General features: G+C 71.2%; 16 protein-coding genes. 8 read left to right on the top strand and 8 right to left on the bottom strand.

Going from position 1 to position 19,248, the window contains the following annotated elements; translation table 11 throughout:
* Positions 1 to 404 precede the first annotated feature (404 nt).
* Positions 405 to 890, top strand: coding sequence for a cupin domain-containing protein (locus ACWCRA_RS19770; protein WP_451068223.1), 486 nt, complete (start codon positions 405 to 407; stop codon positions 888 to 890).
* A 79-nt stretch (positions 891 to 969) separates the two neighbouring features.
* Positions 970 to 1,608 carry a uridine kinase gene (locus ACWCRA_RS19765; protein ID WP_451068172.1) on the top strand — a complete coding sequence of 213 codons (639 nt, stop codon included), beginning with the start codon at positions 970 to 972 and terminating at the stop codon, positions 1,606 to 1,608.
* Here the strand turns inward: ACWCRA_RS19765 and ACWCRA_RS19760 are convergent.
* The 5 genes from ACWCRA_RS19760 to ACWCRA_RS19740 form a co-directional block, all read right to left on the bottom strand.
* Positions 1,602 to 2,615, bottom strand: coding sequence for a carbohydrate kinase family protein (locus ACWCRA_RS19760; RefSeq protein WP_451068171.1), 1,014 nt, complete (start codon positions 2,613 to 2,615; stop codon positions 1,602 to 1,604). The two genes, ACWCRA_RS19765 and ACWCRA_RS19760, sit on opposite strands and share 7 nt — an antisense overlap.
* Complete coding sequence (locus ACWCRA_RS19755) at positions 2,594 to 2,830, bottom strand: pseudouridine-5'-phosphate glycosidase (RefSeq protein WP_351549117.1); 237 nt, start codon at positions 2,828 to 2,830, stop codon at positions 2,594 to 2,596. Before ACWCRA_RS19755 ends, ACWCRA_RS19760 begins: the two co-directional genes overlap by 22 nt.
* 78 nt (positions 2,831 to 2,908) lie before the next feature.
* The gene (locus tag ACWCRA_RS19750) at positions 2,909 to 4,192 is read right to left on the bottom strand and encodes an MFS transporter (RefSeq protein ID WP_351549192.1); all 1,284 of its coding nucleotides are present in this window, start codon (positions 4,190 to 4,192) and stop codon (positions 2,909 to 2,911) included.
* Between the two features lie 189 nt (positions 4,193 to 4,381).
* Entirely contained in the window at positions 4,382 to 4,912 is a 531-nt protein-coding gene (locus ACWCRA_RS19745; RefSeq protein WP_451068170.1) for a methylated-DNA--[protein]-cysteine S-methyltransferase, read from the bottom strand.
* A gap of 80 nt (positions 4,913 to 4,992) precedes the next feature.
* Positions 4,993 to 5,967, bottom strand: coding sequence for a glycerophosphodiester phosphodiesterase (locus ACWCRA_RS19740; RefSeq protein WP_451068169.1), 975 nt, complete (start codon positions 5,965 to 5,967; stop codon positions 4,993 to 4,995).
* A 263-nt stretch (positions 5,968 to 6,230) separates the two neighbouring features.
* Here ACWCRA_RS19740 and ACWCRA_RS19735 point away from each other — a divergent pair, with 263 nt between their 5' ends.
* From ACWCRA_RS19735 to ACWCRA_RS19715, 5 genes are all read left to right on the top strand, one after another.
* A complete protein-coding gene (locus tag ACWCRA_RS19735) occupies positions 6,231 to 7,190 on the top strand; it encodes an MHYT domain-containing protein (RefSeq protein ID WP_451068168.1) in 960 nt (319 codons plus the stop codon).
* A gap of 125 nt (positions 7,191 to 7,315) precedes the next feature.
* Complete coding sequence (gene uvrB / locus ACWCRA_RS19730) at positions 7,316 to 9,457, top strand: excinuclease ABC subunit UvrB (protein WP_351549106.1); 2,142 nt, start codon at positions 7,316 to 7,318, stop codon at positions 9,455 to 9,457.
* 260 nt (positions 9,458 to 9,717) lie between these two features.
* Complete coding sequence (locus ACWCRA_RS19725) at positions 9,718 to 10,335, top strand: TerD family protein (RefSeq protein ID WP_351549189.1); 618 nt, start codon at positions 9,718 to 9,720, stop codon at positions 10,333 to 10,335.
* 150 nt (positions 10,336 to 10,485) lie between these two features.
* Entirely contained in the window at positions 10,486 to 12,483 is a 1,998-nt protein-coding gene (locus ACWCRA_RS19720; RefSeq protein WP_451068222.1) for a TerD family protein, read from the top strand.
* Positions 12,484 to 12,769: 286 nt separating this feature from the next.
* Positions 12,770 to 13,792: a TerC family protein gene (locus ACWCRA_RS19715; protein WP_351549103.1), complete on the top strand. Its 1,023-nt coding sequence runs from the start codon at positions 12,770 to 12,772 to the stop codon at positions 13,790 to 13,792.
* An 84-nt stretch (positions 13,793 to 13,876) separates the two neighbouring features.
* Here ACWCRA_RS19715 and ACWCRA_RS19710 read toward each other — a convergent pair whose 3' ends face one another.
* The 3 genes from ACWCRA_RS19710 to ACWCRA_RS19700 form a co-directional block, all read right to left on the bottom strand.
* Positions 13,877 to 14,266 (bottom strand): hypothetical protein, encoded by a 390-nt coding sequence (locus tag ACWCRA_RS19710; protein ID WP_451068167.1) that lies wholly within the window; start codon positions 14,264 to 14,266, stop codon positions 13,877 to 13,879.
* Positions 14,267 to 14,425: 159 nt separating this feature from the next.
* Positions 14,426 to 15,082 (bottom strand): MBL fold metallo-hydrolase, encoded by a 657-nt coding sequence (locus ACWCRA_RS19705; protein ID WP_351549097.1) that lies wholly within the window; start codon positions 15,080 to 15,082, stop codon positions 14,426 to 14,428.
* Positions 15,083 to 15,091: 9 nt separating this feature from the next.
* Positions 15,092 to 15,793, bottom strand: a complete 702-nt coding sequence (locus ACWCRA_RS19700; protein ID WP_351549094.1) for a maleylpyruvate isomerase family mycothiol-dependent enzyme — start codon at positions 15,791 to 15,793, stop codon at positions 15,092 to 15,094.
* A gap of 315 nt (positions 15,794 to 16,108) precedes the next feature.
* Between ACWCRA_RS19700 and uvrA the strand changes: the two genes are divergently transcribed.
* Complete coding sequence (uvrA, locus tag ACWCRA_RS19695) at positions 16,109 to 19,192, top strand: excinuclease ABC subunit UvrA (RefSeq protein ID WP_451068166.1); 3,084 nt, start codon at positions 16,109 to 16,111, stop codon at positions 19,190 to 19,192.
* The last annotated feature ends 56 nt before the right edge of the window (positions 19,193 to 19,248 follow it).

Below are 19,248 nucleotides of genomic sequence, written 5' to 3'. Positions count from 1 at the left end.
GGAGAAGCGGGAACCCGTCGCAGACGCGCAGGTGCGCAGGTGCTCCCGCGCGCGATCGAGTGCCTGATGAGAGTCCTGGCGGCTTGATCGTGCAGCGAAACCCCATCAGATCATCGCAGTGGAGAAGTGCGTCAAGACCAAGCGCGTCACGACCTGGCCTCCGCCTTCCCCCGCCGTGGTTTCCCCGGGAGCGACGGGTCCGGGACAGCCTCTGTCCCGGGCTCGCTCCTGCCGCCGGCGCCCGCCCCAAGTCCCCTTTCCCGGCGGGAAGTTCCCTTCTGGCCGATTCCCCCTCGCCCGGGTTCCGGTTTCGGTAGCGTGCCCGTCTTCGGCGGCGGCCGGTGTGGGGCGTTCGCAGGGGAACGCCTCTGCCATGCCGAAGAACTGGGGAGGGCTCCGTGGGGTTGAAGAACAGGCTGAGGCGAATAGGACGACAAGGGCGCTCGCGGGGCGCGGTGCTGCTCGCCGCCTTCCTGGGGCTGACCTCGTCCGTCCCGTCCGCCGCGGGCGTCACCTCCGGTCATGGCGTCACCGGCACGGTGCTCGCACAGGGCGTCTCCGAGAAGAGGCTCAAGCTGAGGGCCAGGGGACGCTCCGATGTCGTCGTCCGGACCATCGTCATCGACCCGGGCGGCTCGACCGGGTGGCACTACCACGACGGCCACATGCTGGTCGTCGTGCAGTCCGGGACACTGACCCGGACCCTTGAGGACTGCTCGGTCGAAGTGGCCCCGGCGGGCTCCGCCTTCGTCGAGCCCTCCGGAGAGGACCACCGCCACGTCGGCCGGAACCTCGGCACCGAACCGGTGGTGCTCTACGCGACCTATGTGCTGCCGAAGGGCAGTCCCCTCTCCGTGGGTGTGGAAGCACCGTCCTGCGCGGGGGAGTAGGCGCCTCGGACCCGGCACCGGTGCCGCGCCGTGGCGCGTGGCCGCCACCCCCGGCACCGGCCCGGACGATGATGAACCGGTGAGACTCGAAGCGATCACCTGGGAGCGGCTGACCGATGCCGTGGCCGACGAGGTTCTCCGGACACCGGTGGCCGGGGGCGGGCCCTGGCCCCGCGTCGGGCTGGACGGGCCGCCCGCCGCGCGGTGCGGGGAGTTCGCCGAGCGGCTCGGCGAGGCCCTGCGGCTGCGCGGGCGCGACAGCCTCGCCATCGGCACCGACGGCTTTCTCCGCCCCGCCTCACTGCGGTACGAGTACGGGCGCGACGACCCCGACGCGTACTACAGCGACTGGTTCGACACCGGTACCCTCCGGCGCGAGGTCTTCGGCCCGCTGGAGCCGGATGGCAGTGGTCTGGTCCTGCCCGACCTCCGGGACCCCCTGACCGACCGGGCGACCCGCAGCGCACGGGTGGCCCTGCCGGCCGGCGGTGTGCTGCTGCTGTACGGGCCGTTTCTGCTGGGCCAGTGGTTCCCCTTCGACCTGACCGTGCGGATACGGCTGTCGGAGGGGGCGCTGCGGCGCCGCACGGCGGCGGAGGAGCAGTGGACCCTGCCCGCGTTCCGGCGGTACGAGGAGGAAGTGCCGCCGGAGGGAGCGGTGGACGCCCTGGTCCGGGCGGACGACCCGCGCCATCCGGCGTGGAGCGGCTTTCACTGAACGGGCCGGTCGGTGAGGTCCTGGAGGTCCTGGCGGGGCAGGCCGCCGCTCGGCGGCGCGGCGGGCCCGTCGGGCCTGCCGCCGATCACCCTGACCGACTCCGCCCCCGCCCTGCACCCCTCGGCCGCCGCGGCCGGCGCGTCCGCGCCCCGGAGCCGGGCGGTCAGGAAGGCACCGGTGAAGGCGTCCCCGGCACCCGTGGTGTCCACCGCCAGGGACGTGGGCGCCAGCACCCGGGCGCTGAGCCCGCCGGAGTCCGCCACCAGCGCGCCCTCCGCGCCCAGGGTGACGACGGCCAGCGGGAACCTCCTGCTCAGGGCCGTGACAGCCGCGGCGGGGTCGGAGAGCCCGGTGAGACTGCGCGCCTCGCCGGCATTGGGAAGCAGGACATCCACCCCGTCGTAGGCGGACAGCAGCCGGTCCGCGCCGAGGGCCTCGATGAAGCCCGTGGACGCGGGGTCGACACTCACCGGGATGCCGAGCGAGCGGGCCGACCGCACGGCGAGCCGCGCCAGCTGGCGTCCGGTGCCGGAGAAGAACAGATACCCGGAGAGATGGAGATGGCCGACCCCCTCCAGCAGCGCGGGTGACCAGTCGGCGGGGGAGAAGCGCAGCACCGTGCCGCTGTCCGTGAGGAAGGTGGGCTCGGCGTTCGCGTCGACCAGCACGATCACGGTCGTGGTCGGGGCGGTGTCGTCGGGGATGAGCCGCGGGCGGACTCCGGCGGACCGCAGCCGCTCCTCGTGCCACCCGGCGTCCTCCCGGCCGACGCGACCCAGCAGCCGTACATCGGACAGGCCCCAGTGGGCGGCCCAGCAGGCCACATTGGCCCCGGCGCCACCGGGGAGGATGCGGATGCGGGCGGGGGTGTCGGTGCCCGGGGCCAGCGGCTCCGGATGCCGGGCGAGGATATCGGTCACCACATCGCCGATGACGAGCAGCGCGGGTGCTCCACCGGCCCTCCCCGCCACCGGGGCGTCCCCGGTCACAGCTCCGCCGCACGGCATAAGGCCGGGGTCTCGCCGAGGCCCCGGCCGCCGGGGGCGGTGACGGTCGCGGGGGCGCTGCCCCGGGAGCGCGTACGCCCCTCCGGCTCGACCGCCACGGCCCGTTCGGGCGGGCGGGGCGGACCCTGGGGGACGATCGTCGCCTCAGCGGCCGCAACGGGCCGGTGGGCGGCGAGTGTCTCCCGTACTTCCTCGGACACCTCGGTGCACAGCATGTCCCATCCCTGGCACACGGGCGAGCCGCCCAAACCCCCGATCCGGACGCCTGTTCCCGCACCCGCGCGGAAATCCCGTCACGGACTCCCGGGGCCCGGCCCGCGGACCGCCCGGCGGACCGCCAGGGCGGCCATCGGCAGCAGGAGCAGGGCGCCGGCCAGATTGAGCCAGTCGTACCCCGCCCTGGCGACGATCAGCCCGGCCAGCACACCGCTGACACCCGCCGCCGTGTTCATCGCGAGATCGGACACCCCCTGGGCCGCCGCGCGCGCGGGCTGCGGCACGGAGTCCGTGAGCAGCGCCGATCCGGCCACCATCCCCGCCGACCAGCCGAGTCCGAGCAGGAACAGCCCGAGGGCGACCCGGGTGTGGCTGGGGCCCGCCGTACCGGCGAAGAGGGCCGCGGCGGCCAGGAACCCCGCCGCGAGTCCCACCACGGTGAGCCGGCCGAACCGGTCCGCCAGCCATCCCATCACCGGCGAGAAGGCGTACATCCCCGCGATATGGCCGCTGATGACCAGGCCGATCAGCTCGATGTCCGCGCCGTGCCCGCTGAGCGCCAGCGGGGTCATCGACATGATCGCCACCATCGCGGCGTGCGAGACGGCCAGGGTGATCAGGGCCAGCCGGGCCATCGGTGACTCCCCGACCGCCCTGATTCCGGCCCGCAGCGAGCGTCCCCCGGGCGTGTGGTCGCCGGGGGAGAGGGCCCGCGCGGTGATCAGCGGATCGGGGCGCATCAGCGACTGCACCAGCACGGCGGCCAGCAGGAACACTCCGGCCGCCCAGACGAACGGCCCGGCCTCGGGCGGAATGCCCAGACCGGAGACGGTGCGGCCCGCCGGGGCCGTGAGGTTGGGCCCGAGCACCGCACCGAACGTGGTCGCCCAGACGACCAGGGAGATCGCCCGCCCACGCCGTTCGGGTACGGCCAGATCGGCGGCGGCGAACCGCGCCTGGAGGTTCGCCGAGGAGCCGGCACCGAACGCGGCCATGCCGATGAGCAGCAGGGGAAAGCTCTCCACGGCGGCCCCGATGACCACCACCGCCGCGCCGAGCGCGCCGATCGTGTAGGCGAGGACCAGCCCGGGCCGCCGGCCCCGGGCGGTCATCAGCGCGGCCAGTGGCACGGAGAGCAGCGCCGTGCCGGTGACGGTGGCCGTCGGCGCCAGCCCCGAGAGCGCGGCCCTGCCGCTGACCTCCTCGGCCAGCAGGGCGGCCGGTGCGATCCCGGTGGCGACGCCGAGCCCGCCGAGAATCTGACTCAGCACGAGGACGGCGGTGGTCCGGCGGCGCAGCGCGGGCAGCCCGCCCTCCGGCAGCGGCCCGCCCGCCGGGGTCCGGCCCGGGCCGGGCGGCATCGGGGCCGCCGGGGGGCCCGGTTCTCCGGAACCGGATATGTCAGATGTGTCAGGTCTGATGCTCACTCGCGCAGTGTGCCAGCCGCCGTGACAGCACCGAAACCCCGCGCCGGAGCTGTCCGGGTCGTGGTCTGCCAGAGGTCTGGCTGAGGTCTCCCGGAGGGATCTCGGAGGGATCTCTGAGGTCTCTCAGAACAGCGGTCGCGGCAGCACCCCTTCCAGCGCGAGCAGTTGCCGCTTGGTCTCCACCCCGCCGCCGAAGCCGCCCAGCTTTCCGTCCGTCTCCACCACCCGGTGGCAGGGCACCACCAGCGGGAGCGGATTGGAGCCCATCGCGGCCCCCACGGCCTGCGCCGCACCCGGCTGACCGACCCGCGCGGCCAGTTCGCCGTACCCCACGACGGCACCGAAGGGGACACCGGAGGCCAGCTCCCGCAGCACCTGCCGGTTGAAGCCGCCCGACAGCGACCAGTCGAGCGGCAGCGAGAATTCCCGCAGCTCGCCCCGGAAGTAGGCCGAGAACTGCCGTATCGGCTCGGCGAGCAGGCCCGAGGCGGACTCGGTGCCCTCGCTCCCGAGCCGGGCCGACAGCCGGCGCAGCGCCTGCTCCCGGACCGTCCCCTCGGAGTGGAAGGCCACACAGACCAGGCCCTGACCGGTCGCGGCGAGGAACAGGGGTCCGATGTCGCTGCTCACCACGGTCCACTCGAAGCTGTTCATGGAACCACCGTACGGCCGGGCACTGACAGTGCCCGGCCGCACCGGCGCCGTGCGGGGGTTCCCGGGCGGCGGACCGCCGCTCAGCCCACGGCGTCCCGCACGATGTCGGGGTTGTTGGTGATGATTCCGTCGACCCCGAAGCCGTCGGCGCGCACCGCCCCCGCCGCGTCGTTCACGGTCCAGGTGTGCACCTGGAGCCGCTTCCCGTGCGGTCCCTTGAGGCGGTGCGCCGCGGCGACCCAGTCGGCGGTGATCGTGGTGTGCGACGGGTTGATCTGGTCGGCGAAGGCCGCGTACGACGGCAGGTCGGCGACCGCGGGCGTCCCCAGGAACCCGGTGACGACATCGGGGCGCTGCCGGTGCACGGCCTCGACCGTGGCCGCCCCGAAGCTCTGGATCACCAGCTTCCGTTTGACGTGGGAGCGGTCGAGCCAGCCCTCCTCGCCCAGGACCCGCAGGGTGTCCCCCTCGATGCCCGGGTACAGCTCGGGCCGCTTGATCTCCAGCAGCAGCTTCTGATGGTTGCGGTCGACCCGCCGCAGATACTGCGTGAGGGTGGGCACCCGGGCCCCGGCCCACTGCTCGCCGAACCAGCTGCCCGCGTCCAGCGTGGCGATCTCGGCCGCGGTGAAGTCCTTGACCTTCCAGGGCGCGCGCCCCGGGAAGCGCTGCTCCACATCCGTGGTGCGGGTCAGCGAGTCGTCGTGCAGGACGACCAGTTCGCCGTCCCTGGTGCGCTGGACGTCGTTCTCGACCCAGGCGAAACCCATCCGGTCGGCGAGGTCGACGGCGGCGAGCGTGTTCTCGGGCGCGTAGGCGGAGGCGCCCCGGTGGGCGATCACCAGGGGGTCCCCGTGCCGGGCGGTGGCCGGCCCCGGTGCGCCGGCCCGGTCGGCGGCGCTCTGGGCCGCGTGGGCCCGGGCCGGCTGGTTCTGTGCGACGGGGCTCGGGGCGGCGGGGGGCCGGGCGGCGGCCCGGGCCGAGGGGGCCGACACCAGGACCGCGCCCGCGCCGAGAGCGGCGGCGGCCGTTGCTGCGATGAGACGTGCGTACACCGTGACTCCTCAGGGCGTGCGGTGGGCAACGGGGTGAGAGTGACATCCACGGGCCAACGAGGAACAGGCGAAGTGTGGCCAAAACGTGAACAGATCATCCCAGACCGCCGCAGCTGATGGTTTCTCCGGAGATAGAGCGCCATACAAATGTTTGACAAATGGTCTTTAGGTCGTACTGTCGCCCTCTGAAAAGACGTTCCGCCAGCGGCCACAGGGACCACCGCGAGGGAACCGCCGGACCACGGGAGCGAAGGAAACAGCGCATGCAAGGAACCCTCGACGGCTTCACCTATGGCCTTGTCACCCCGGTGGTGGCGTTTGTGATGGCCTGTCTGGGCGGAGCACTCGGGCTCCGCTGTACGACGAGATCGGTACGGACCGAGGGTTCCTTCCGACCCGGCTGGCTCGCCCTGGGCGCCGTCTCCATCGGCTCCGGCATCTGGACCATGCACTTCATCGCCATGATGGGCTTCAGTATCGACGAGGCCCCCATCACCTACGACCGGCCGATCACCTTCGCCAGCCTCGGCGTCGCCATCGTCATGGTCGGCATCGGGATCTTCATCGTCGGATACCGCGGTGCCACCGTGATGGCGCTCGGCACCGGCGGCACGATCATGGGCCTCGGGGTCGCCACCATGCACTACCTCGGCATGGCCGGAATGCGGTTCCAGGGCCGTGTCGACTACAGCACGCCGATCGTCGTCCTCTCCGTGGTGATCGCCGTCGTCGCCGCGACCGCCGCCCTCTGGGCCGCCGTCTCGGTCCACGGCTTCCTCGCCAGCCTCGGCGCGAGTCTGGTGATGGGCGTCGCGGTGACCGGAATGCACTACACGGGAATGGCCTCGGTCAGCGTCCATCTGCACGGAAGCTTCGGCTCCGCCGGAACCGGCGACTCACCGACCTCCCTCCTGGCGCCCATGCTGCTCGGACCGGTGGTCTTCCTGCTGCTCGCCGGAGTGATCGTGATGTTCGACCCGCTGCTGGTGATGGGGGAGCCCGGCTGGGAGAAGTCCCGCGGCGCCACCGCCCCCGGCGTCCCGGCCGGGCGACCGGTGGCCCAGCCCTCCGCCCAGCGGACCGGCACCCCGGACCGGCCCTTCGCGCAGCGGCCCGGGAGCCAGGACCCGTACGCGGCGGCACCCCCCTTCGTGCAGCCCCCCGCGGGCCGGCCCGCCGAGGGCTTCCCGCGCCGTGACCAGCCGTACTCCGACGGCTGGTAACCCCGCTCCGTACCCCTGCTGACCAGGCCCGATGCCCTCCGGCACCGGGCCTGGACCGGTCTGCGCGCCGGGCGCCGCACATCGCTCGGCCCCCGGTTGTCAGTGCGGGGTCGTACGGTGGATTCATGCGGCCCGTTTCCAAGATCGAACGTACGGTGGCGCCCTTCGAGGTCGTCAGCTCCTACCAGCCCAGCGGCGACCAGCCCACGGCCATCGCCGACCTGGAGCGGCGCGTCCGCGCCGGCGAGAAGGATGTCGTCCTGCTCGGTGCGACCGGCACCGGAAAGTCGGCCACCACCGCCTGGATGATCGAGAAGCTCCAGCGCCCCACCCTGGTGATGGCGCCGAACAAGACCCTGGCCGCGCAGCTCGCCAACGAATTCCGCGAGCTGCTGCCCAACAACGCCGTCGAGTACTTCGTCTCGTACTACGACTACTACCAGCCCGAGGCGTACGTCCCCCAGTCGGACACCTACATCGAGAAGGACTCCTCGATCAACGAGGAGGTCGAGCGGCTCCGCCACTCCGCGACCAACTCGCTGCTCACCCGGCGCGATGTGATCGTGGTCGCCTCCGTCTCCTGCATCTACGGCCTGGGCACCCCGCAGGAGTACGTCGACCGGATGGTGCAGCTCAAGGTCGGCGAGGAGATCGACCGGGACCAGCTGCTGCGCCGGTTCGTCGACATCCAGTACACGCGCAACGACACGGCGTTCGCCCGCGGCACCTTCCGGGTGCGCGGCGACACCATCGAGATCTTCCCGGTCTACGAGGAGCTGGCCGTCCGGATCGAGATGTTCGGGGACGAGATCGAGGCGCTCTCCACCCTCCACCCCCTCACCGGCGAGATCCTCAGCGAGGACCAGTCGCTCTACATCTTCCCCGCCACCCACTACGTGGCCGGCCCCGAGCGCCTGGAGAAGGCGGTCAACGGCATCGAGAAGGAGCTGGAGCAGCGCCTCGCCGAGCTGGACAAGCAGGGCAAGCTCCTGGAGTCCCAGCGGCTGCGCATGCGCACCACCTACGACCTGGAGATGATGCGCCAGATCGGCTCCTGCTCCGGTATCGAGAACTACTCGATGCACTTCGACGACCGCGGCCCCGGCACCCCCCCCAACACGCTCCTCGACTACTTCCCCGAGGACTTCCTGCTGGTCATCGACGAGTCGCATGTCACCGTGCCCCAGATCGGCGCGATGTACGAGGGCGACGCCTCGCGCAAGCGGACCCTGGTCGACCATGGTTTCCGGCTGCCGTCCGCGCTCGACAACCGCCCGCTGAAGTGGGAGGAGTTCACCGAGCGGATCGGGCAGACGGTCTATCTGTCGGCCACTCCCGGCACCTATGAGCTCTCCCGGGGCGACGGCTTCGTGGAGCAGATCATCCGCCCCACCGGCCTGATCGACCCGGAGGTCGTCGTCAAGCCCACCGAGGGGCAGATCGACGACCTGGTGCACGAGATCCGGCTCCGCACCGAGAAGGACGAGCGGGTGCTCGTCACCACGCTGACCAAGAAGATGGCCGAGGACCTCACCGACTACTTCCTCGAACTGGGCATCCAGGTCCGCTATCTCCACAGTGATGTCGACACCCTGCGCCGGGTCGAGCTGCTCCGGGAACTGCGCGCCGGGGAGTACGACGTCCTGGTCGGCATCAACCTGCTGAGGGAGGGGCTCGACCTGCCCGAGGTCTCCCTGGTGGCGATCCTCGACGCGGACAAGGAGGGGTTCCTGCGCTCGGGCACCTCGCTGATCCAGACCATCGGACGAGCGGCGCGCAATGTCTCCGGACAGGTCCATATGTACGCGGACAAGATCACCGCGGCGATGGAGAAGGCCATCGAGGAGACCAACCGCCGCCGGGAGAAGCAGATCGCCTACAACACGGAACGGGGCATCGACCCGCAGCCGCTCCGCAAGAAGATCAACGACATCGTCGCCACCATCGCCCGTGAGGAGGTCGACACCGAGGAGCTGCTCGGCACCGACTACCGCAAGCCCGCGGCGCCGAAGGCCGGCAAGGGCGCCAAGGCACCGGTTCCCGCGCTCGGCGGGAAGGCCAGGGGCGCGGCGAAGGGCGGGAAGAAGGAGCCGGGGGCGCTCACGGACCGGCCCGGTGCCGAGCTGGCCGGAATCATCGAGGAGATGACCGAGCGGATGCGGGCCGCCGCCGCCGATCTCCAATTCGAGGTGGCCGCGCGGCTGCGGGACGAGGTCGGCGAACTGAAGAAGGAGCTCCGGCAGATGAGGGAGGCGGGGGTCGCCTGAGGCCGGCGGCTCCGGGCCCCGGCCCGGGGCCACCGGCCGCCGTCGGTCCCGGGCCGGCACCCGGTCCGTCCCGGGTCTCCCGGCGGCGGGTGGCGGGTCCGCGCCGCACCCGTGGAACCCGGCACACCAGGTGTGTTGCAAGAACGACACGAAAACCAGCCAAGCGTGCCGCACCGATGACGCGACTGCGTAGGGTGCTGGGCAGCCGCCCGTACGGCCGGCGGCGCGTCGGCAGACGCCAGGGAGAAGGGGACACGCGCGTGACGGTCAATATGACCAAGGGCCAGGCCATCAGCCTGCGGAAGAGTGACGGGGCGACGCTCACAGCGGTGCGGATGGGGCTCGGCTGGCAGGCCGCCGCCCGGCGCGGTCTGTTCGGCTCGCGCACCAAGGAGATCGACCTCGACGCCTCGGCCGTGCTCTTCGCCGACAAGCAGCCCGTCGACGTCGTCTTCTTCCAGCACCTCGTCAGCGACGACGGCTCCGTGAAACACACCGGCGACAACCTGGTCGGCGGCGCGGGTTCCGGCGGTGACGACGAGGCGATCCTGGTGGACCTCTCCCGGGTGCCCGTCCACATCGACCAGATCGTCTTCACCGTGAACTCCTTCACGGGCCAGACGTTCCAGGAGGTGAAGAACGCCTTCTGCCGCATCGTCGACGAGACCAACGGCCAGGAGATGGCGCGCTACACCCTCGACGGCGGCGGCCACTACACCGCGCAGATCATGGCGAAGGTGCACCGGGTCAAGGACGGCCGTCCCCAGGGCTACAGCAAGGAGCCCACCCCCGGCGGCTGGCAGATGACCGCCATGGGCAACCCCGCCAACGGGCGCACCTTCCAGGACCTGATTCCGTCCATCCTGCCCCACCTGTAGGCCCGCACCGCACCGCAGGCCCCGTGTCCAGGGGCCCGTCAGGCCCGTCAGGACGACCGCGTCCGGCTCCCGGAGGCAACATGGGCGCCGGGGGCTGTACCACTGATGTGGACCGCGCACCACGACGAGCACACCGAGGGGGACTTGGGGATGACGGCCGAGCTGGTCCGGGGGCAGAACCATCCACTGCCCGGCACCCGTCTGGTGATCAGCGTCTCGGCCGGTCACCCGGTCGTGGTCTGTGCCACCTGTACCGACGAGCGGGGGACCGTCTGCGACGAGGCCGTCGCGCACCCCGGCGCCCCGGCGCTGCCCGGTGTCGAGGTCTCCCGCTCCGCCACCGGCACCTCTCGCTGCACCGTCGACCTGGAGGCGGTCCCGGCCTCCGCGCAGCAGGTCAGCCTGCTGCTCGCGCTGCCCGACGGCACCGGGGGCCCGGACCGCTTCGGTGCCACGGCGGCCCCGTTCGTCGCGGTCCTCGCCCAGGACGGGACCGAGGTCGCGGGCTTCACCATCACGGGGCTGGACACCGAGACCGCGCTGGTCGCGGTCGAGCTCTACCGCCGGCACGGCGCCTGGAAGGTGCGCGCGGTCGGCCAGGGATACGCGGGCGGGCTCGCCCAGCTCCTCGGCGACCAGGGCCTGCCTCGCCCCCGGGAACGGGCCGCCCGCATCCAGGAGGCGGCCGTCCCCCGCCCGTCCCGCGCCGAGCCCGCTCCGCTCCGTAGCGGCACCGCCGCCGACGGCGCCCAGATCTCCTCACCGGGCGGCCCGCCCGCCCCGGGGCGGCCCGCGGCCGGCGGCGACCGGAGCGGCCGTACACCCGCACCCGGGCCGGATGCCGCGATTCCGGAAGGGCTCCGGGGCGGTGGTCCGCCGGCCTCCGGCCCCGTGGACCCGCCGACCGCGCCGGGCGGCCCGATCAGCTACACCCATCCGCGCCGCCGTTCGGCCCCGCCGCCGCCACCCCCGCCGCCGCCGTCCTCCGCACCGGCGCCCGAACCGGGCCGTCCCGCCCGTCCCGTCGCGGGTGACGCCACCGGCTGGTCCATGGAGGAGCGGCTCTACAACCAGATCTGGGCCATGTTCGAGGACCTGGCCCGCTCCGTCGCCGCCTACCGCAGCGCCGTGGACTTCGCCGAGACCCGGCTGGACCGGGAGCTCGACCAGGCTCTGAACGACCCGCGCGGCCGTATCGGCGGGGCCGGGGACACCGCCCGGGAGGCCGCCCGCGCCAAGTGCCAGGAGCTCACCGCACGGGCCCGCCAGGCGCTCGACCGGGACCTGGTCCAGCTCGGCGACGAGTCGGCGGTTGTCGAGCCCGCGCTGCCGCCCGCCCTCGCCCGCTGGGACAACCCCGTCTGGCACGCCTACCGGGTGCCCATGGAGACCCCCATGGCGGTGCGCCTCGGCGACCTCCAGCTCCCCGAGGCCCCGGATCTGCTCATTCCGTTCCTGCTGAGACTGCCGCTGGAGCGCGGTCTGTGGGTGGACAGCGGACGCGCCGGTTCCGAGACCGCCATGACCCTGGACGAGCCCCAGCTGCGGAAGCTCGCCATGGACTGCGCGGTCACCCACGCGGCCCGGCTGCTCGCCGTCCACCCGCCCGGGGACTTCTCGGTCCAGGTGATCGACCCCGCCGGTACGGGGGCGTCCTCGCTCGCCCCCCTGGTCGGCTCGGGGGTGCTGGCCGCTCCGCCCGCCGCCGGTGCCCGGGGCGTCACCGGGACGCTCGACCGGCTCACCCGGCGGGTGGATCTGGTGACCATGGCGGTGCGGGCCGGCGCGGCCGACGCGCTGCCGCCCGATCTGGACACCGGGGAGCAGCTGCTGATCGTCAACGACTTCCCGCACGGCTTCGACGACCGGGCCGTCACCCAGTTGCGCTATCTCGCCGACGAGGGCCCGGCCGTCGGCGTCCATCTGATGATGGTCGCGGACCGTGAGGACGCGAGCGCGTACGGGCCGGTGCTGGACCCGCTGTGGCGGTCGCTGCTGCGGATCACCCCGGTTCCGGACGATCACCTGGCCGATCCCTGGGTGCGCCACGCCTGGACGTATCAGCCGCTTTCGGTGCCGGTTGGCAGCGCCGTTCTGGGGCAGGTGCTCGATCAGGTGGCCGCGGCTCGCCGCGCCTGGGGCCGCTGAGGCCCCGCATCGGCTCTCCAAGACCCCCGAAAGACTCTTTCCAGAGCTTCTGAGAAGCGTCTCTGACCTGCGGATTTGAATCTTCCTTTACCAAGCTCTTTACCTTTGCTTGGAGCCTCCTGTACGCTCCAGTGAGCGGAGGGGAGTATTCCCGGCTGCGGCGTACTCGTCAGTACGGATCACCATTGATCCCGGGGCGCCGGCTCGAGCGGCAAGGACTGCTCGGGTGGAAGAGACCTCCGGCAGCGACGACGCTGATCAGTAGCCGTACGACGCCGGAGGCGCAGTGGACGTTTCATTGACCCTGTGGGTGCTGACCATTCTTGGTCTGAGTGCCCTCATCGGAGCCGACTTCTTCATCGGGCGCAAGCCCCATGATGTTTCGATCAAGGAAGCCGGAATCTGGACCATCGTCTGGATCGTCCTTGCCGTGATCTTCGGCATCGGTCTGGCGATCTTCGGCAACAGCCAGGCCTCGGGCGAGTTCTTCGCCGGCTTCATCACCGAGAAATCCCTCAGCGTCGACAACCTCTTCGTCTTCGTTCTGATCATGGCGAAGTTCTCGGTGCCCTCCCACCTCCAGCAGCGGGTGCTGCTGATCGGTGTGCTCATCGCGCTGGTCCTGCGGGCCATCTTCATCGCGGCCGGCGCGGCGATCATCGCCAACTTCTCGTGGGTCTTCTACATCTTCGGCGCGTTCCTGATCTACACCGCCTGGAAGCTCATCCAGGAGGCGCGCTCCGACGACGAGGAAGAGGACTGGGAGGAGAACCGCCTCCTCAAGTCCATCGAGAAGAAGTTCGGCGTCGCCGACCAGTACCACGGCACGAAGCTGTTCATCCAGAAGAACGGCAAGCGCATCATGACCCCGCTGATGGTGGTCATGCTCGCCATCGGCACCACCGATGTGCTCTTCGCGCTGGACTCGATCCCGGCGATCTTCGGTCTGACCCAGGACCCGTACATCGTCTTCACGGCCAACGCGTTCGCCCTGATGGGTCTGCGTCAGCTGTACTTCCTCATCGGCGGACTGCTCAAGAAGCTGGTCCACCTCAGCTACGGCCTCTCGGCGATCCTCGGCTTCATCGGCGTCAAGCTGGTGTTGCACGCACTCCACGAGAGCGGCGTGCACGTCCCGGAGATCTCGATTCCGTTCTCCCTCACGGTCATCGGCGGTGTGCTCATCATCACCACGATCACCAGCCTCATCGCCTCCAAGAAGCAGCGGGAGCGCGAGCTGGCCGAGGGCGGCGGCAACGACGACGGCCCCGGCGACACCCCGAAGGACAAGAACAGCGTCGAAGCCTGACGCACGGTTCCCGGTGGGGGCGGACGGCCTTGCGGCTGTCCGCCCCCACCGGCGTTTCCGGGTGCCGCCGCCCGGGGAGCCGTCTCAGCCGCCCGCCCCGGTTCCGCGCGGCTGATACGCGCGACAGGCCTTCATGGCCTTCTCCATGGCGGCCCGCCTGCTCTGCTCGCGCTGCTGTCTGAGGGTCAGCCGGCCGTCCACGGGGTCGTCCATGGCTATTCCGTTGCTCCTCATGCACCGGGCGAACCGGAGGCCTCGCTCCTGAGGGTCCGGACTCGGCTCGGCGCTGGGGCCACCGCCCCCGCCCTCTCCCTCGCCGGAAGCGCGGCCGGAGGCTCCTCCGGTGGCTTCCCCCGAGGTCCGGTCGGGGGAGGGCGCCCCGCCCGGTCCGCCGCCGTCCGACCCACAGCCGGTCACGGTCACCGCCAGCACCAGCGGCAGCGCCGCCAGGGCGGTACGGGTGCGTCTTCGCATCGGTTGTCTCCTCGCCCGGGCCGGTGGGACTCCGGCCGCTCGGCTCCGATACAACGCACCGCGCGGTTTCCTCCCCGTTTCCTTCTCCCGCGTCCCGCCCGCGAGGAGCGCGGCGGGACGGCACCGGTCACCGCCGTGACCGGGGGAGGGGGCCGCGGATCACCAGCCCCGGGCGCGCCACTCGGGCAGCCGGGGCCGCTCGGCGCCCAGCGTGGTGTCCCTGCCGTGCCCCGGATAGACCCAGGTCTCGTCCGGCAGCACGGCGAAGAGCTTCTCCTCCACCCCGCCGAGCAGCTCGGCGAAGGCGGCCGGGTCCTCGCGGGTGTTGCCGACACCGCCGGGGAAGAGGCAGTCGCCGGTGAAGACATGCGGATGGCCGTGGGGATCGTCGAAGATCAGCACGATCGAGCCCGGAGTGTGGCCCACGAGATGCCGCGCGGTCAGCTCGACCCGGCCGACGCGCAGGACATCGCCGTCGTGGACCGGGACATCCGTCGGAACGGGGATGCCCTCCGCGTCGTACGCCCCCGCATGGGTGCGGGCGCCGGTCGCGGCGACCACCTCGGCGAGCGCCTGCCAGTGGTCGCCGTGGCGGTGGGTGGTGACCACGGAGGCGATGGAGTCCGCCCCGATCAGGGTCAGCAGGGTGTGCGCGTCGTTGGCCGCGTCGATCAGCAGCTGCTCACCGGTGGCCCGACAGCGCAGCAGATAGGCGTTGTTGTCCATCGGGCCCACCGAGACCTTGGAGATCATCAGATCGGTCAGCTCGTGCACATCCGCGGGGCCACCGGGGTTCACCACTCCGCTGTACGTCATGGGGGCAGCCTATAGCGGGGGGAGCGCGGGCAGCCCGGCTTCCGGGGCGCCGGTGCGGATCGCCGGCTCCGCTCCGAAGCCGCGGCCGGCGAGCCAGCCGACCAGCGCCGCCGGGGTGCCGCTGACGGTCACCGGATCGCCCGTCGCGCCGCCGGTGAACCAGTCGTCCGGCTCGCCCGGGGCGACGAGCCTCACCGGCGGGACCTCGGGATGACCGGCGAAGCGGGCGGTGAGGAAGGCGATCTCGCGCAGCAGGAAGTCCCGGGGGAGGTCCTCCAGTTCATAGCCGATGTCCAGATCGACATGGTGCAGCTCGACCTCGACCAGCCTGCGGAAGGGGACGCGGGCCGCCGTGTCCGTGACGCCGTTGCGCAGAGTGAGCGTACGGTTCCAGTCGGCGGGGAGCGCGGACACGGCCCTCAGCCGGGCGTCGCTGTCGAGCAGATCGGCGAGCTGGACATCGAGGGGGCGGGCCGCGCCCTGCTCGATCTCCTCCTCCCGGGCGGCGGCGCTCGCGTACATCGGACGGCCCTGGAGCACCCGGGCGATGGCGTCGGCGTTGCGGGAGACATGGGCCAGCACATGGCCCCGGGACCAGCCGGGCAGACGGGAGGGACCGGCGAGGCGGGCGCTGTCCAGCCCGGCGACCGCGGTGAGGAGTCGCTCGGTGGCCGTGCGTACGGATTCCAGGTCGCGCTGGTAGTCGATCATGCGGCCGACGATAGTCCCGCCACACGATCGGGTGAAGGTGGCCGTCGGCCACCGTAATTCGAATGTGCGTGCTATAGCCTGGAGCGAGGCATCCTTGGTCATACGCTGGAACAGTCCGCCCCTTCCCCCGGGTCGCCCCGGAACGGGCCGGGGCCGTGCTGCCTCCCTGTGATCGACCTGGCTGACCCTGCGTCCCGCCATGACTTCCCAGGAATTTTTCAGGACCTTTCAGGCTTTTCACCAATCTCAGGACCTTCCAGAGTTTCTCCCCCAGATCCTCAAGAACCAGACCCTCAAGAAAGGTGCGGACCCGGCGTGGCCGACCGTCTCATCGTCCGTGGCGCTCGCGAGCACAACCTCAAGAACGTCTCGCTCGACCTTCCCCGCGACTCCCTCATCGTGTTCACGGGGCTCTCGGGGTCGGGCAAGTCCTCGCTCGCCTTCGACACGATCTTCGCCGAGGGCCAGCGCCGCTATGTGGAATCCCTGTCGTCGTACGCCCGCCAGTTCCTGGGGCAGATGGACAAGCCGGACGTCGACTTCATCGAGGGACTCTCCCCGGCGGTCTCCATCGACCAGAAGTCGACCTCGCGCAACCCGCGCTCGACGGTCGGCACCATCACCGAGGTGTACGACTACCTCCGGCTGCTCTTCGCCCGGATCGGCAAGCCGCACTGTCCCGAGTGCGGCCGGCCCATCTCCCGCCAGTCGCCGCAGGCCATCGTGGACAAGGTGCTGGAGCTGCCGGAGGGCAGCCGCTTCCAGGTGCTCTCGCCGCTGGTGCGGGAGCGCAAGGGCGAGTTCGTCGATCTTTTCGCGGACCTCCAGACCAAGGGCTACAGCCGGGCCCGGGTCGACGGGCTGACGATCCAGCTCGCCGAGCCGCCCGCGCTGAAGAAGCAGGAGAAGCACACCATCGAGGTGGTCGTCGACCGCCTCACCGTCAAGGACGGCGCCAAGCGGCGGCTCACCGACTCGGTGGAGACCGCGCTCGGCCTCTCCGGCGGCATGGTCGTGCTCGACTTCGTCGACCTCCCCGAGGACGACCCCGAGCGCGAGCGGATGTACTCGGAGCATCTGTACTGCCCCTACGACGATCTCTCCTTCGAGGAGCTGGAGCCCCGCTCCTTCTCCTTCAACTCCCCCTTCGGCGCCTGCCCCGACTGCACCGGCATCGGCACCCGCATGGAGGTCGACCCCGAGCTGATCGTCCCGGACGAGGAGAAGTCCCTCGACGAGGGCGCGATCCACCCCTGGTCCCACGGCCACACCAAGGAGTACTTCGGCCGGCTGATCGGCGGGCTCTCCCAGGCGCTCGGCTTCGCCACCGACATGCCCTGGGCCGGGCTGCCCCAGCGCGCCAGGAAGGCCCTGCTGTACGGGCACAAGACCCAGGTCGAGGTCCGCTACCGCAATCGCTACGGCAGGGAGCGGGCCTACACCACACCCGCCTTCGAAGGCGCCGTCCAGTTCGTCCGCAGGCGGCACCAGGAGGCGGAGAGCGACTCCAGCAGGGAGCGCTTCGAGGGCTATATGCGCGAGGTGCCCTGCCCGACCTGTGAGGGCACCCGGCTGAAGCCGATCGTCCTCGCGGTCACGGTGATGGAGAAGTCCATCGCCGAGGTGGCCGCCATGTCGATCAGCGAGTGCGCCGAATTCCTCGGCCGGATGCGGCTGAACGCCCGTGACAAGAAGATCGCCGAGCGGGTGCTCAAGGAGGTCAACGAGCGGCTGAGATTCCTGGTCGACGTCGGCCTGGACTATCTCTCGCTCAACCGGGCGGCGGGCACCCTCTCCGGTGGCGAGGCCCAGCGCATCCGGCTCGCCACCCAGATCGGCTCCGGTCTCGTCGGTGTGCTCTACGTCCTGGACGAGCCGTCGATCGGGCTGCACCAGCGGGACAACCACCGGCTGATCGAGACCCTCGTCCGCCTCCGCGACATGGGCAACACCCTGATCGTCGTGGAGCACGACGAGGACACCATCAAGATCGCAGACTGGGTCGTGGACATCGGCCCCGGCGCCGGTGAGCACGGCGGCAAGGTGGTCCACTCCGGGCCCTTGAAGGAGCTGCTCGCCAACAAGGAGTCGATCACCGGGCAGTACCTCGCGGGCAAGAGGGCCATCCCGACGCCCGACATCCGGCGACCCTCGGACCCCGCCCGGAAGCTCACCGTCCACGGAGCCCGGGAGAACAACCTCCGGGACATCGACGTCTCCTTCCCGCTCGGTGTGCTCACCGCCGTCACCGGAGTCTCTGGTTCCGGAAAGTCCACGCTGGTCAACGACATCCTCTACACCCACCTCGCCCGCGAGCTGAACGGCGCGAAGTCGGTGCCCGGCCGGCACACCCGGGTCGACGGCGACGACCTGGTGGACAAGGTCGTCCATGTCGACCAGTCGCCCATCGGCCGGACCCCGCGCTCCAACCCGGCCACGTACACCGGTGTCTTCGACCATGTCCGCAGGCTCTTCGCGGAGACGATGGAGGCGAAGGTCCGCGGTTATCTCCCCGGCCGCTTCTCCTTCAACGTCAAGGGCGGCCGGTGCGAGAACTGCTCCGGCGACGGCACGATCAAGATCGAGATGAACTTCCTGCCGGATGTGTACGTCCCGTGCGAGGTCTGCCACGGCGCGCGCTACAACCGGGAGACCCTGGAGGTCCACTACAAGGGCAAGTCCATCGCCGAGGTGCTGGACATGCCCATCGAGGACGCCCTCGACTTTTTCGAGGCCGTTCCGACGATCGCCCGCCATCTGAAGACGCTCCACGAGGTGGGGCTCGGCTATGTGCGGCTGGGGCAGTCCGCCCCGACGCTCTCGGGCGGCGAGGCGCAGCGGGTGAAGCTCGCCAGCGAACTCCAGAAGCGCTCCACGGGCCGCACGGTCTACGTCCTGGACGAGCCGACGACCGGTCTGCACTTCGAGGACATCAGCAAGCTCATCACCGTTCTCTCCGGCCTGGTCGACAAGGGCAACACGGTGATCGTCATCGAGCACAACCTCGATGTCATCAAGACCGCGGACTGGGTCGTGGACATGGGTCCCGAAGGCGGCAGCGGCGGTGGTCTGGTGATCGCCGAGGGCACGCCCGAGGAGGTCGCGGGGGTGCCGGCCAGTCACACCGGCAAGTTCCTGCGGGACATCCTCGACCCGGAGCGGGTCAGTGACGCGGGCGGCTCACCGAGGCCCGCGGCCGGCCGCAAGCCCGCGCGGAAGACGGCGGCCAAGAAGACGGCGGCGCGGAAGACGGCAGCCACCGCCACCGCCGCCACCGGCCGGACGGCCGCCAAGAAGGCCGCGGTGAAAAACACCGCCGTCAAGAAGGCGGCGGTGAAGAAGACCGCGGCCAAGGGCGCCGCCAAGAAGACGGCGACGGCCCGCGCCCGGAAGGCCTGAGGCCACCGTGCCCCGAGGCGTACCGGACCATCCGTCCGGTACGCCCCGGAGGCCGG

The sequence above is a fragment of the Streptomyces sp. NPDC001889 genome, assembly GCF_053594535.1.
This window is presented reverse-complemented; position numbering and strand designations above follow the sequence as displayed.

What these genes read in the sequence shown, in the direction of transcription:
- uvrB (WP_351549106.1), top strand. Translation starts at nt 7,316, where the DNA reads ATGCGGCCCGTTTCCAAGATCGAACGTACGGTGGCGCCCTTCGAGGTC.
- ACWCRA_RS19755 (WP_351549117.1), bottom strand. Translation starts at nt 2,830, where the DNA reads ATGCTGTGCACCGAGGTGTCCGAGGAAGTACGGGAGACACTCGCCGCC.
- ACWCRA_RS19705 (WP_351549097.1), bottom strand. Translation starts at nt 15,082, where the DNA reads ATGACGTACAGCGGAGTGGTGAACCCCGGTGGCCCCGCGGATGTGCAC.
- ACWCRA_RS19720 (WP_451068222.1), top strand. Translation starts at nt 10,486, where the DNA reads ATGACGGCCGAGCTGGTCCGGGGGCAGAACCATCCACTGCCCGGCACC.
- ACWCRA_RS19745 (WP_451068170.1), bottom strand. Translation starts at nt 4,912, where the DNA reads ATGAACAGCTTCGAGTGGACCGTGGTGAGCAGCGACATCGGACCCCTG.
- ACWCRA_RS19750 (WP_351549192.1), bottom strand. Translation starts at nt 4,192, where the DNA reads ATGCCGCCCGGCCCGGGCCGGACCCCGGCGGGCGGGCCGCTGCCGGAG.
- ACWCRA_RS19710 (WP_451068167.1), bottom strand. Translation starts at nt 14,266, where the DNA reads ATGCGAAGACGCACCCGTACCGCCCTGGCGGCGCTGCCGCTGGTGCTG.
- ACWCRA_RS19700 (WP_351549094.1), bottom strand. Translation starts at nt 15,793, where the DNA reads ATGATCGACTACCAGCGCGACCTGGAATCCGTACGCACGGCCACCGAG.
- ACWCRA_RS19760 (WP_451068171.1), bottom strand. Translation starts at nt 2,615, where the DNA reads ATGCCGTGCGGCGGAGCTGTGACCGGGGACGCCCCGGTGGCGGGGAGG.
- ACWCRA_RS19735 (WP_451068168.1), top strand. Translation starts at nt 6,231, where the DNA reads ATGCAAGGAACCCTCGACGGCTTCACCTATGGCCTTGTCACCCCGGTG.